The organism is Spirulina sp. CCY15215 (genome assembly GCF_016888125.1).
Lineage (GTDB): Bacteria > Cyanobacteriota > Cyanobacteriia > Cyanobacteriales > Spirulinaceae > CCY15215.
The window spans coordinates 1-13208 of the sequence record NZ_JACSWA010000505.1 but is presented as its reverse complement, the minus strand read 5'-3'; the positions used below and the strand labels follow the sequence as shown (position 1 = coordinate 13208).

Here is a 13208-nt window from a genome sequence, read left to right as displayed (position 1 = left end):
TCTCCCGCTCTTCTTGGTCAGCATTCCCTTGCGCCTTTCGGCGACGCGGGGTCTGACCGCAGAACGCTCAAGCGTTTAGCGGTGAGAGTATGTCAAGTAGAAAGCGGCGAACTCGTTCCCGATGAGATGATGATTCAATTGATCCGCTTGCGTTTATTACAAGATGATACCCGTAAAGGATGGTTGTTAGAAGGTTATCCTCGCACTCCCTTTCAAGCGGAAGAATTAGAATTTCTCCTCGAAGACTTCAAGCAAGATTTGTATGGGGCAATTTATCTTAAACTCGAGGAGGCGATCGAGATCGAACGTTCTCTGTCCCGAGGTCGCCCCGATGATACTCCCGCAATTGTACAGCGACGCATTCAAGGTTTTACAGAACGAACCACTCCTATTTTGGAATACTACGCCCGTCGCGGCAAGCTCATCGTGATTAATGCCGAAAAAGCCCAGGCTACTGTAGAAGCGGAAATCTTGCGAAAACTTGAATCTTGACGGCTAAATTTCCCTGGGGCATATATGCTGAATTGGACAAGAATTTATCCTGAGAATAATTATGCCTTGGCAACGTCCCGACGATCGCGCCCCGAATCAACTGCGCCCTATTCGATTTGAACGCAATTTTACCAGTTTTGCTGCCGGGTCAGTTTTAGCGCATTGCGGACAGACAAAGGTACTCTGTAGCGCCAGCATTATCCCCGGAGTCCCTAAATTTCTTGCGGGTAGCGATCGCGGTTGGCTAACTGCCGAATATCGAATGCTTCCGGGTGCAACCCCCCAACGTCAACCCCGAGAACTACTGAAACTGTCTGGACGCACCCAAGAAATTCAACGGCTGATTGGCCGCAGTCTCCGGGCAGCATTAGATTTAGAATTGTTGGGAGAACGAACAATTATGATTGATGCAGATGTTCTCCAAGCCGATGCAGGAACGCGCACGATTGCAATTACAGGGGGCTATGTTGCTTTAGCCTTGGCACTGCAAACCCTCCTGGAAAAGGGAGAATTAGAACGATCGCCCATTTGTCATCCCATTGCGGCAATTTCCGTGGGATTAATTGCAGGAGAAGCCTTTTTAGATTTGAATTATCTTGAGGATGTCGCTGCGGATGTTGATTTTAATGTTGTGATGACGGGAGATTTAGGTATTATCGAAGTTCAAGGCACCGCAGAATCGGGCAGTTTCGATCGCGATCGCCTCAATTGTCTGCTAGATCTCGCCCAAGAAGGCATTAAAGACTTACTCATTGCCCAACAAGAAACCCTTAAATCAGTATAAGAAGGAATAGAAAACAGTTGCTAATGTTTGGATTGCTGATTTTTGTAGTTTATTGGATTATTGTTGCCCTCGTCTTCTATCAGATGTGGCTAGATTTGGATGAGTTTGTTAGCGTTGACTTTGATAGTGCAGCTTTAAGCGAACAACTCGATCGCCAAAATTTACAAGAGGCGATCGCCATTAGTTTTAAATTTAAAGACTGTTACAAATCCGAACAATTAAAAACCCTTTCAATAACCGTCCGCAACCAAACCGATGTGCGAACAATTTATGTGAATTGGGAACGGTGCAACCTTACGGATTTTAAAGGTATTTCTCAGCGTATTGTTCGCCTCGTTCCCGGTATTTCCGATCTCTCCCAAGGACAAACTTATAGTTTATTGGCTCCCTCCCAAGGTTTAGAAGCTGAACTAACGATAGAAAGTGCAATGAAATCCACAGAAAGCGAAGAATTGATTGTCGCCTCTCCTTTATTTTCTAAAAGCAGTTTGCTGGGGGCAGCCAAAGAAGAGAAACGCTTTATGGTACGCTTGGTTATTGAAGTTGCAGAACCTACTGTAGGCGTTCGCGTGGGCAGTCTTCACGCCCTTCTCTGTCATTTTATTGTCAGCAAAACCCCCAAGCGACGCACGATGTATTGGGGAGGATAAAGAATTGAAAAGATTATTTTTCTCTGTTCGACAATTCCCCTAAATATGGCAAGATAACTCCAGTTCATCTTTATGTTGGCAGTCCATGCAATTACTCGATTGGTTAATCGTCTTACTCTATCTTGCCTTAGCAATGGGATTGGGTTTATTTCTGACGGGGAGAGGGTCAAAAAGTTTGGTCGATTTTTTCGTGTCTGGGCGATCGCTGCCTTGGTGGTTAGCGGGGACAAGTATGGCTGCGACGACCTTTTCTATCGATACTCCTCTCTATATTGCGGGAGTCGTGGGCAGTCGAGGCATTGCCGGGAATTGGGAATGGTGGAGTTTTGCTGTTTCCCACGTTATTTTAATTTATATTTTTGCACGACTGTGGCGGCGATCGGAAATCGTTACCGATGCCCAATTGACGGAAATGCGCTATGGCGGCAATATGGCTGCTATTCTTAGAGCTACTAAAGCCTTTCTTTTTGCTCTACCGATTAATTGTATTGGCATCGGTTACGCCATGTTAGCAATGGTTAAAGTTGTAGACGCATTGCAACTCTGGCAAAGTTTAGGTATAGAACCTGGAGAGAATGTTAAACTCTTTAGTGTGATAGGAGTAAGCATTTTTGTCTTAATTTATTCCGGTTTTTCAGGTTTATGGGGAGTAGTAGCAACGGACTTTTTCCAATTTTTCCTGGCTTTATTCGGTGCAGTAATTGTCGCTATTTTTGCGGTTAATTCTGTGGGAGGAATTCACGAACTGATCCCCGCCGTCCAAAGTGCTACAGATATCGATGTTTTAAGTTTTATTCCCATTACTGGTAATTTTCAATGGAGCGATGTCGCAGGTATTACTAGCACAACTTTTGCTGCTTATGTTTTTGTGCAGTGGTGGTCCTTTCGTCGCAGCGATGGGGGAGGAGAATTCGTGCAACGTCTTGCTGCTGCGAAAGATGAAGCCGAAGCGGAAAAATCTGCCTGGTTGTTCAATATTCTCCATTATATTGTTCGTACTTGGCCTTGGATTATTGTTGCTTTAGTGGCGATCGCCCTTTATCCCGATTTAGGCGATCGCGAATTAGGCTATCCCAAATTAATGTTAGATTTTTTACCAACGGGACTTTTAGGCATCACGGTAGCTTCCCTCGTAGCGGCTTTTATGAGTACGGTTTCCACTTCAATTAATTGGGGTGCATCTTATCTAACCAATGACCTTTATTTGCGCTTTTTCCGCCCCGAAGCAACGCAACCTGAGTTAGTTTGGGCGGGGCGAATAGCCTCTATTGTCGTGACAGTTTTAGGGGGCGTTGCGGCGTTTTATGCCACAGATATTCGCACAGTCTTTCGCTTAGTGATTGCAGTTGGAACGGGTCCGGGATTGGTGTTAATGTTACGTTGGTTTTGGTGGCGCATCAATGCAGCCGCAGAATTAGCAGCGATGTTATGCGGTTTTATGATTGGGTTTTTAACCAGTGTGGTTCCTACCCTGCAAGATGCTTTGCCAGATTTTGGTCTGCGTTTGACGGTCATTTCTGCAATCACGGCGGTGGTTTGGATTACGGTAATGTACCTGACTCCCCCAGAATCTGATGAGACTTTAGACGCATTCTATACAAAAATTCGACCTAGCGCGATCGGCTGGCAGCGACAATACCAAAGAACCGGAATAAAACCTTTACAGGATTTACGCCTAGATTCGTTAAAGGTACTGGCGGCCTTATTGTTGTTATTTGGGACAATGTTTGCGAGTGGGGGCTTCTTATTGTTACAACCGTTAACCGGTTGGGTTTCTCTGACAATAGCGGTATTGGGTGGCTTCTGGTTGCGCTGGTTGAGTCGTCGGCAGATTTTACCGACCCCTCGTCCAGGTTTGGATGATGATGATATGTTGATGTAATTGGTGCATTTCCATCGATCGATTGGGAAACTTTAGCGTTAGTATCGGTATCAGTAGGATTAATGCTCCAATATTTTCCTGGTGCGATCGCAACAGATATTCAATATAAGAATGATGAGAAAAATCGTTCCTGACTCTCAGTCTCCTCGAGCTAACCTTACTGATGCTCAATTCCTCCCTTTTCAGTTTCGTCAGATATTTCGTTCTCTGGGTTGCGCGATCGCGATTTGGGGCTTGTCTGCTGTGCCTGGAATGGCTTCCGAACGCTTGCTTCTTCGGTTTGGACCCCTAGAAAAAACCGTTACAGTGGAGGAGATCGAAGGGTTTGTTAATACGGGGGAAATTCCCGAATCTTTGCAATTATTTTCTTCCCTTCTCACCCCCCAACTGCGGAATATTTTAGCCGGTCGGTTGAATGTCGAACCCGAAATTGTCGATTCCTTTTTGAACGAACTTCTCAACTCTCCAGACGGGAAATGGTTAATGGAAGAACTGCAAAAGGCAATTCCAGGAAGCAGTGTCGCCGAATTGAGAGCCGCTTTATACTTAACCCTAGAGCAAGCCGATGGAGTCAGCGTGACGGGATTTTTACGCGCCTATCCCCAAGAAACCTTAACTCTTGATGCCAGTGTAGCCGTGAAAATTGCCTTGCAACTTAATGCTTCTAATTTGCAAAGTCAAGCCTTAAGCCCTGTTTTACAACGGGAACTGGCGATCGCCCCCGAGGAAGTAGCCGCCTTTGTTCCCCAATTCGATCCGAGTCAACCGGGTACGCAAAAGGTTCGCCAACGTTCTTTGATTCTCAACGATCGCGATCGCAAACGTAACATTCCCGTAGATTTATACTATACAAACAAGACTCGCGGTCCTCTCGTGGTTCTCTCCCACGGTTTCGCCGCCGATCGCCGTTTTTTGGCTTATTTGGCGCATCATTTAGCCTCTCATGGGTTTAGTGTCGTTTCCCTCGAACATCCCGGTAGCAGCATTGAAACCCTTGCAGGACTAACCCTTGATTTTAACCCCACGGATGTTTTACCCGCCGAAGAGTTTCTCGATCGCCCCAAGGATGTCAGTTTTGTTTTAGATGAATTAGAGCGCTTGGGTCAATATTGGGGTCATTTGCGAGAACGGTTCAAAACGCAACAAGTGACGGTTATCGGTCATTCTCTGGGAGGATATACCGCTTTGGCTTTAGCGGGGGGGGAATTAGATTTACGAGAATTGCGCTCTTTTTGCCAACGACGCACCCCACTAGGTCGCTCTCCCGCAGATTGGCTGCAATGTTCGGCGGCAGAGTTACCCCATAGTAAGCTCGAATTACGAGATGAGCGCGTTAAGCAGGCGATCGCCTTTAATCCCGTGATTGGCAAGCTCTTTGGTGAGGAAGGATTAGCACGAGTACAAATCCCTACCCTGATTTGGAGCAGTAGCAAGGATGCCGTTGCGCCATCTTTAGATCATCAATTGCGCCCTTTTAATCAATTAGCAGGGGAAAAATATTTTGTCACGGCCATCGGCGCAACTCACATGAGTGTCACTGATATTGGCAATGTTGATAATATTGTCTCCCACAGTAGTGTCATACCGGAGTTAATGGGGGAAGATGCGGAACCGATACGAAAGTTAGTGCGGGGCTTAAGTTTGGCTTGGGTCAATCAATTAACCGATGATGCGGTTATTTATCGTCCCTTTCTCTCTTCTGCTTATGTTCAATCCCTTTCAACCCCAGAATTGGCAATGCGTTTGAGTCACAAGTTACCGACAACCCTCAATCTCTGGATGGAGATTGTAGACAAAACCAATCAGCCTTTAGTCTATAAAGAGATAACGGAAGAGCAATCGGCTTTCCGTTTTTTTGAGGACGGATTTACCAAAATAAAACAAGTTCTCCGTCCTCCTCAATACTGCACGGCACAACTCAAGCTGATTTTTACTAAGGTCTTGAGTAATGAAGCGTAGTGGTTAGTGGTTAGTGGTTAGTGGTTGGTGGTTAGTGGTTGGTGTTTAGTGGTTAGTGGTTAGTGGTTAGTGGTTAGTGGTTAGACTAACTTGAGATCCGGGTATTCGGCGAGAATGTCGTCGGTGCTGAGGGTGTCGCCTTCGGCTTGGGGAGTCCAGAGAATTTCGAGGGCGAGGAGGCGATCGCTACCAATGCCACCAATAGCACGCAAAGATTGAGTTAAGTCTTCGGTATTATTAATCTTGGCTAACTCGAGTTTTCCTTCTACCCCAACCAAGAGAGTGACAATAATATATTCCCCGGTTTCAGCGCGAATTTGTTGGGCAAGATCCTGAGCAACAGAAGGTAAGGCGATGTTGTTGTTTTCTACTTGGCGATCGACATTAGAGAGGGTTTCTGCTGTAAATTTACTCCGTTCTGAGAGCGCTAATTGATTGAATTTGGCTTCTGCGGTTTCCGGTGGGGCGGTTTGGGAAACTGTCGAGGCATAAACCCAGTATTCGGGATGGCGCAATAAGGCCAAACTAACTTCTTGTAAGACTTTAGCACGTCCGGCACTCGTTCCCGTGTCTGCACTCCGTCCGAGGCGATCGAGGTCTGCTTTAAGACTACGGGCTTCTGCGAGTAAGCCAACTTGTACTTTACCGACGGAAACCTTGGTATTGTTAGAAATTCCTTCATTATTCCCCCCCAAACTCATGCCGCTATTGCGAAGAGTGTTGACGAGAAAGCTACCGATGGCAATAAAAATGAGTAGGGTAAATAAACTGCCACCGCCTCCAAAGCCAAAGAAGGGGATGAGAAAGGGAAAGCCAAAACCCCAACCAGGAGAACGATAGCCTCCTCCCCTTGGGGTATAGCTGCGACTGGGGGCAGAATAAGAACGGGAGGGAGTGCGAAACGAACCGCCACCAATACGCCCACCACTGCGACGGGCAAGGGCTTCATCGCTATGAGCGAAGGTTAACATCAAAATTAAAACGCCGACAAAGAGGGTTTTTAAGAATGGTTTCAGGCTTGTAAAAATTTTTGGCAACATGATAGCTTGGTATTTTTGCGGACAGTTCTAATTTAGCAAAATCCTTGACTTTGCGCGATCGCGTACAGAATGCTATCTGAAACTGGTTCAGATCGATTAAACTCAAAGAACGCATCAACCAAGCATCTTCTTAGACTCATGAACCAACCTCTTGAGATTCCCCTACAACCACAAATTATCGTTGAAGATGATCGCACGGGGTTGAGTATCGAAACCCTCAGACGTGCCGTTGCTGATAACCTGTTCTACCTACAGGGCAAGTTTCTGGGGACGGCGACGAAAAATGATTATTATATGGCCTTAGCTTATACTGTGCGCGATCGCCTGCTTCAGCGTTGGCTAAATACGGTTCAAACCTACATTAGAGAAGAAGTCAAGATCGTTTGCTATCTCTCAGCAGAGTTTCTCGTCGGTCCTCATTTAGCCAATAATTTAATTAATCTGGGGCTTTATGCACGGGTAAAACAAGCGATCGCCGAGTCGGGTCTGGATCTGCAAGAATTAATCGTACAAGAAGAGGAACCTGGCTTGGGAAATGGGGGTTTGGGACGTTTGGCTGCTTGTTACATGGACTCTCTCTCTACTTTGGAAATTCCGGCGATCGGTTACGGTATTCGCTACGAATTTGGCATCTTTGACCAAGAAATTCACGATGGTTGGCAGGTGGAAATTACCGATAAATGGTTGCGTTACGGAAATCCTTGGGAAATTGCCCGTCCGGAAGAAGCCGTTTCGGTTAAACTTGGGGGTCATACGGAATCCTATATCGACGATCAAGGCAATTATCGGGTGCGTTGGGCTCCTTATGAAGTGATTAAGGGTGTTCCCTATGATACGCCGATCTTGGGATATCGTGTCAGTACCGCAAATACCTTGCGACTTTGGAAAGCAGAGGCACCAGAATCTTTTGATTTCCAAGTCTTTAACGTGGGAGACTATTACGGTGCAGTGGATAAAAAAATCGTCTCGGAAAATATCACCAAAGTTCTCTATCCCAATGATGAGCAAATTCAGGGCAAAGAATTGCGTCTGACGCAACAATATTTCTTTGTTTCTTGTTCTCTGCAAGATATGATTCGCATTCACTTATTAGTCGAGAAGCATTTGGATTATTTTCACGAAAAATTTGCCGTCCAACTCAATGACACTCACCCTTCTATTGGGGTTATCGAATTGATGCGCTTATTGGTAGACGAACATCATCTCCAGTGGGATCGTGCTTGGGAAATTACACAAAATACTTTTGCTTATACTAATCATACCCTATTACCGGAAGCATTGGAAACTTGGTCGGTGGATCTTTTTGGGCGCTTATTACCCCGACATTTAGAGATTATTTATGAAATTAATCGACGTTTTTTGGATCGTGTGCGAATTAAATACCCAGGAGATAATGGTAAATTAGAACGCTTATCATTGATTGATGAAGGAGGAGAAAAATCCGTTCGCATGGCAAACTTAGCTTGTGTGGGCAGTCATGCTATTAATGGGGTTGCAGCGTTACATACGGAACTGCTGAAAAAATATGTCTTGCGTGATTTTTACGAGTTATGGCCGGAGAAATTTACCAATAAAACCAATGGTGTCACTCCTCGTCGTTGGATGGTATTAATTAATCCTCGATTAACTAAACTGATTAATGAGAAAATTGGCGACAATTGGATCGTGGATCTGGAGGATCTCAAAAAACTGGAAGCCTTTGCAGAAGAGGAAACATTCTGTCAGCAGTGGCGACAAATTAAACACGAGATCAAACAAGATTTGGCGGCATATATTGACAAAACTCAAAAGATTAAAATCAATCCTGATTCCCTGTTTGATATTCAGGCCAAACGCATTCACGAGTACAAGCGCCAACATCTGAATGTGTTACATATTATCACCCTTTACAATCGTCTCAAGCAAGATCCCAATTCCGATATTGTTCCCCGCACGTTTATTTTTGGTGGGAAAGCGGCACCGGGTTACTTTCTCGCGAAGTTAGTGATTAAGCTGATTAATTCTGTGGGGGAAGTGGTGAATAATGACCCGGATGTGCGCGATCGCCTTAAGGTTGTTTTCCTTCCCGATTATAACGTCACTAATAGCCAGCGTGTATACCCAGCAGCAGATTTATCGGAGCAAATTTCTACAGCAGGGAAGGAAGCATCGGGGACGGGAAATATGAAATTTTCTCTCAATGGTGCATTAACGATTGGTACTTTAGATGGTGCAAATATAGAGATTCGCGAGGAAGTGGGGGCGGAAAATTTCTTCCTTTTTGGCTTGACAACGGAACAAGTTTATGCTTTAAAAGCAAAAGGTTATAATCCTTGGGATTATTATAACGGCAATGAATCTCTGCGAGAAGCGATCGCCTTGATTCAATCGGGTTTCTTTTCTCATGGGGATGGCAATTTATTTAAACCTTTGCTGGATTCTTTATTGTATGGCGATCCCTATTTGCTATTTGCTGATTATCAGTCTTATATTGAATGTCAAGATCGCGTTAGTCTGGCATATCGCGATCAAGAAAATTGGACGCGAATGGCGATTTTAAATGTTGCGCGAATGGGGAAATTTTCTAGCGATCGCTCCATCCGAGAGTATTGTGAGGATATTTGGGATGTAAAACCAGTTCCGGTTGAGCTAAAGGATTTATGTCCCGATGGCAAATGTCAATTAGTTTGATATTAATATTTAATTTCGATAAAATTTGTTTTTATGACAGAATAAAACAAGCGTTATTTGATTTTGTCTGTTGTGCCAATCAAAGTCATTGAATTTAAACTCGATCTGAACAAAAAGCAGCAGGCCCTCATTGATGAGAGAAAACCTACTCAGCAAAGCGAATTTGGTGTTAGACAGATAATCTTATAAAATTTCTCTACCTGTCAGAGTTTTCCGAACTTCTAACATTGCTGAATAAGTGGGAATAATATGCAAGGTTTCCTCCTTGGGACTTTTTTCTAATGCTATTTTAATCGCTTCTTGTAAATTTTCTTTGACAATTAAATTGAATGAGTTAGGGTTCATTTCTAATGTTTCTTGACTATATTTGAGTCGTAATGCCATATCGTAAACGCGATCGCCACTGACGACAATTGTTCCTCCCAAACTCACCAATTTTTCTGTATCTACATCCCAAATCCAAGAAACATCGGTTCCATCGGGAATGCGATCGTTTAAAACAATCAAAGTTGTTGAAGATTTGCCTTGTATTTTAATGTCATTAACAGCGCGAATTGTTTCGTTCATTCCGACAGGATTTTTAGAGAGTAAAATGCGGACGTGCTTGCCTTTTACGGTTAGTTCTTCTGCTCTGCCAAAAGCGGCACGAAAATCTTTAATTGTGGCATTAATATTCTCTTGCGAGATACCTATTTCTCGCGCTAATAGTCCTGCTGCTAGGGTATTATATTTATTATAAACACCGATTAAAATTTGTCCCCATTCTTGACTATTTAAAGCTGTTTCACTCTTTTTGAAGTCGCACTTAGGACAAGCATAATCGCCTAAATGGGAGAGATAAACCCCTTGATAGTCTAAAAGATGTCCGCAACTGGGACAGTAAATTGAATCGACAGCGTGGGGGATTTCGTCGAGGTAGCGATCGGGTTCATTTAATCCGAAAAAGAGAACTTTTTGGGTTAGATTTTGCCCTAAATAGGAGAGGGTTGGATCGTCGGCGTTGAGCAGGATTGTGGTATTATTAGGAAGTGGCGCGATCGCCTGTTGCCAGCGCAAACTAATGGTATCAACTTCACCGTAGCGATCTAATTGGTCGCGAAATAAGTTTAAGCCTAAAATATAGCGAGGACGACAATCTCGCAAAACTAAGGGTAAAACGTTTTCATCAACTTCCAAAATTGCGTAATCGATGTTAAGTTGTCCGATGATATTGGTATCGGCTAAAAGTGCAGTAATTAAGCCATTAATTAAGTTTGCACCCGTCGCATTATGGGTCACTTTTTTGCCACAATCTTCTAAGATTGTTCGCAATAAAAGAGAGGTCGTTGTTTTACCATTCGTGCCTACAATGAGGATAACGCCTTCTTTAACCTGCTCAAAAAGTAAAGGGAGTAAATGGGGGTGAATGCGCCGAGAAATCTCTCCAGGAAGCACGCTGGCCGCCCCTAATTTTAAACTTTTAACAATGGCGGTAACGGTTTTTGCAACCCCTACAGCAAGTCCCAAGCGGATGCGATCGAATAGGTTCATTTGTTCAATTATTAGTTATTCGTTATCAATTAGCAATATATTTTGCGATCGATAGGGGAGTTTATCAAAACAAGCATTATTATAGACAAGTACGGGTACATTCAGACAAACTTAGCTCCATGAAAGCACTGCGTTGGTTTTGCTCTATTTTTCTGGCCTTAATTCTCGCGATCGCCTTAATTGTCTTTTTACCCACTACGGCGATCGTACAACAGATTACCAATGTTCAAACGGTTAAGGCTTGGTTTAATGAGAGTAATGCTTACGATGATGTGCTTGCTTCTGCTTTTCAAGAAAAATTACAAGAAATGGTGCCTCAAATTGGCAATTTTCCTTTTTCTGGCGATCGCCGATTGTTTGGGGCGATCGTGCGATCGCTTCCCGATGATTTTGTAGAGAATACTTTCGAGACAATAATTGACGCGCATTTTGATTATTTTTACGGCCACAAAGATCGGGTTGAATTTACGATTAATTTAACTGATATTACGCAAAGTCTCAACCCAAATCCTCCGATTTGTCCCCCTGGTACTCCTCCTGAAAGTTGTGCGCCATCTCCTATTAATCCCTCTCGATTTAATCTCTCTCAATTGCCCAATAGCGGCATCTCTGACAAACTCACTCTTACAGAAAAAGACATCAAACTTGATGACGAAAACCTTGCAGACATCCGAAAATTCTTTACTATTGCTACATTAATTCCTCGTTTTGCTTATGGATTTATTCTCCTTATTTCTATCTCTATTCTGGCGATCGCACCTCGTCGTTGGCGTAATGGTTTATTCATTCTCGGTTTTACCTGGCTTCCTAGTACAATATTAGTAGGACTCATCGCCCTTGGCTCGAGAGCAACTTCTCTGAGTGCTATTCAAACTCAACTCAATAGTGCCATAGTTCGAGAAGAGCCTATCACTGGAACTTTACTTTTAAAGGTCGCAATTATTGCTCATGCTTCAATAATGAATCAAATTATTTTTCTGTCTGGTGTTGGGATTATCTTTGGGTTAATTTGTTTGGCGATCGCAACAATTCGTTGGAGGACTTTTGATTGAAAAATGAACAAGAATAAGGGTTTGGAGACCAAACCCCTACCCGTTAAATTCCTATGTTAGAAACAGTTTCACTTGCATTACAAAATACTCCTGTTTTATTCTCAGATCGTAGATTTAAACTTGAATAAGACTTTCTTGTTGTTGTAAGTATCTTTCTAAGTAAGCATTAGCTAATTGATTCATTGCTTGCCCAAAGTGGCTTGCTCTTGCTTTTAAGCGAGTATGAATACCGCGTTCAATTCTGATTGCAGGCTGTAATATATCTTGTTCTAATTCTATAACAAGATCGGATTTTTGCAAGTAAATTTCTATCGCTTTACTTGCGACTTGACGCATATTTTTATTTTGAGATTTTGCTACTTTTCGTAAAAGATTACGATTGGCAGATGAAACCCTTACAGTGGGTTCATTATTATCTAACAAAGGAGAATATAATGCCAGCCATTTCCACTGAGGATCGATTTCATACTCCATTCCCGCGAACCAATTTTTCATTTTGCGGTCAAACATCATAACATTTTCTATTTTTGCTAGAAAAGTAATTTCATAGTTGAATAAAAATACTGCATCTCCTTGCAAATTTTCTAGGATATTTAAAATAAATAGAAGCAAAGTTTTTCTTGCTTGATTGTATTCTGGATCATTGGTATTTAAACGAAACCAAATATCAATCTGAGGAATAAATCCAAAAGCATCAGCTATGATATTTTTAGTTCCTTCTGAAACTCTGTTGACACCTAGAATCATTCCAGAAGTAACTATTGTTGGATTTTCTAACTCTTTTTCCACCCATTCAAAATCTATCTTATTTGAGATGATTTCTAAAACTTGTGAGGGTTCAATTGCTGTAGAAATTTTTAATTGATAGGAAAGAGACATTTTCTTGTTAAACCTCCATTCCATATTATAGCCTGCCTTGGCCAGAGTTATTGCCGATTCGTTTTCTCGCCTGAGCGATCGCCGAGTCTCCTCATCCTCATTATCTCCAATTTGACTTGGAATTCCTCTTGGTATACCGCCTAAATTTTGAGAAGGAAGAGTGCGATCGCCCATATTCATCAGAAAAATTGGGTAGAAACCCCGTCCTTATAGGACGGCTTTATATTAGTTTCGCTACCGCCTTGGAGTTGTTTAATTAGGGTGCTTTTG

General features: G+C 43.1%; 10 protein-coding genes. 7 read left to right on the top strand and 3 right to left on the bottom strand.

Annotation, left to right across the window (positions count from 1 at the left end; all coding sequences use genetic code 11):
* The first annotated feature begins 81 nt into the window (after positions 1-81).
* The 5 genes from JUI58_RS16945 (at position 82) to JUI58_RS16925 (ending at position 5767) form a co-directional block, all read left to right on the top strand.
* On the top strand, positions 82-492 hold the full coding sequence (locus tag JUI58_RS16945; protein WP_348539912.1) for a nucleoside monophosphate kinase: 411 nt from the start codon (positions 82-84) through the stop codon (positions 490-492).
* Positions 493-553: 61 nt separating this feature from the next.
* Positions 554-1276 (top strand): ribonuclease PH, encoded by a 723-nt coding sequence (rph, locus tag JUI58_RS16940; protein WP_204104981.1) that lies wholly within the window; start codon positions 554-556, stop codon positions 1274-1276.
* A gap of 23 nt (positions 1277-1299) precedes the next feature.
* The gene (locus tag JUI58_RS16935) at positions 1300-1926 is read left to right on the top strand and encodes a hypothetical protein (RefSeq protein ID WP_204104980.1); all 627 of its coding nucleotides are present in this window, start codon (positions 1300-1302) and stop codon (positions 1924-1926) included.
* Positions 1927-2011: 85 nt separating this feature from the next.
* Positions 2012-3808: a sodium:solute symporter family protein gene (locus tag JUI58_RS16930; RefSeq protein ID WP_204104979.1), complete on the top strand. Its 1797-nt coding sequence runs from the start codon at positions 2012-2014 to the stop codon at positions 3806-3808.
* 111 nt (positions 3809-3919) lie between these two features.
* Entirely contained in the window at positions 3920-5767 is a 1848-nt protein-coding gene (locus JUI58_RS16925; protein ID WP_204104978.1) for an alpha/beta hydrolase, read from the top strand.
* Between the two features lie 80 nt (positions 5768-5847).
* On the opposite strand, the gene JUI58_RS16920 is transcribed toward JUI58_RS16925, so the two are convergent.
* Positions 5848-6807 (bottom strand): DUF1517 domain-containing protein, encoded by a 960-nt coding sequence (locus JUI58_RS16920; protein ID WP_204104977.1) that lies wholly within the window; start codon positions 6805-6807, stop codon positions 5848-5850.
* Between the two features lie 138 nt (positions 6808-6945).
* Between JUI58_RS16920 and JUI58_RS16915 the strand changes: the two genes are divergently transcribed.
* Positions 6946-9477 carry a glycogen/starch/alpha-glucan phosphorylase gene (locus tag JUI58_RS16915; RefSeq protein WP_239121538.1) on the top strand — a complete coding sequence of 844 codons (2532 nt, stop codon included), beginning with the start codon at positions 6946-6948 and terminating at the stop codon, positions 9475-9477.
* Between the two features lie 183 nt (positions 9478-9660).
* Here JUI58_RS16915 and JUI58_RS16910 read toward each other — a convergent pair whose 3' ends face one another.
* Positions 9661-11007: a Mur ligase family protein gene (locus JUI58_RS16910; protein WP_204104976.1), complete on the bottom strand. Its 1347-nt coding sequence runs from the start codon at positions 11005-11007 to the stop codon at positions 9661-9663.
* Positions 11008-11126: 119 nt separating this feature from the next.
* On the opposite strand from JUI58_RS16910, the gene JUI58_RS16905 reads away from it, so the two are divergent.
* A complete protein-coding gene (locus tag JUI58_RS16905; protein ID WP_204104975.1) occupies positions 11127-12059 on the top strand; it encodes a hypothetical protein in 933 nt (310 codons plus the stop codon).
* A gap of 114 nt (positions 12060-12173) precedes the next feature.
* On the opposite strand, the gene JUI58_RS16900 is transcribed toward JUI58_RS16905, so the two are convergent.
* The gene (locus JUI58_RS16900) at positions 12174-13118 is read right to left on the bottom strand and encodes a SitI3 family protein (RefSeq protein WP_204104974.1); all 945 of its coding nucleotides are present in this window, start codon (positions 13116-13118) and stop codon (positions 12174-12176) included.
* Positions 13119-13208: the final 90 nt, after the last annotated feature.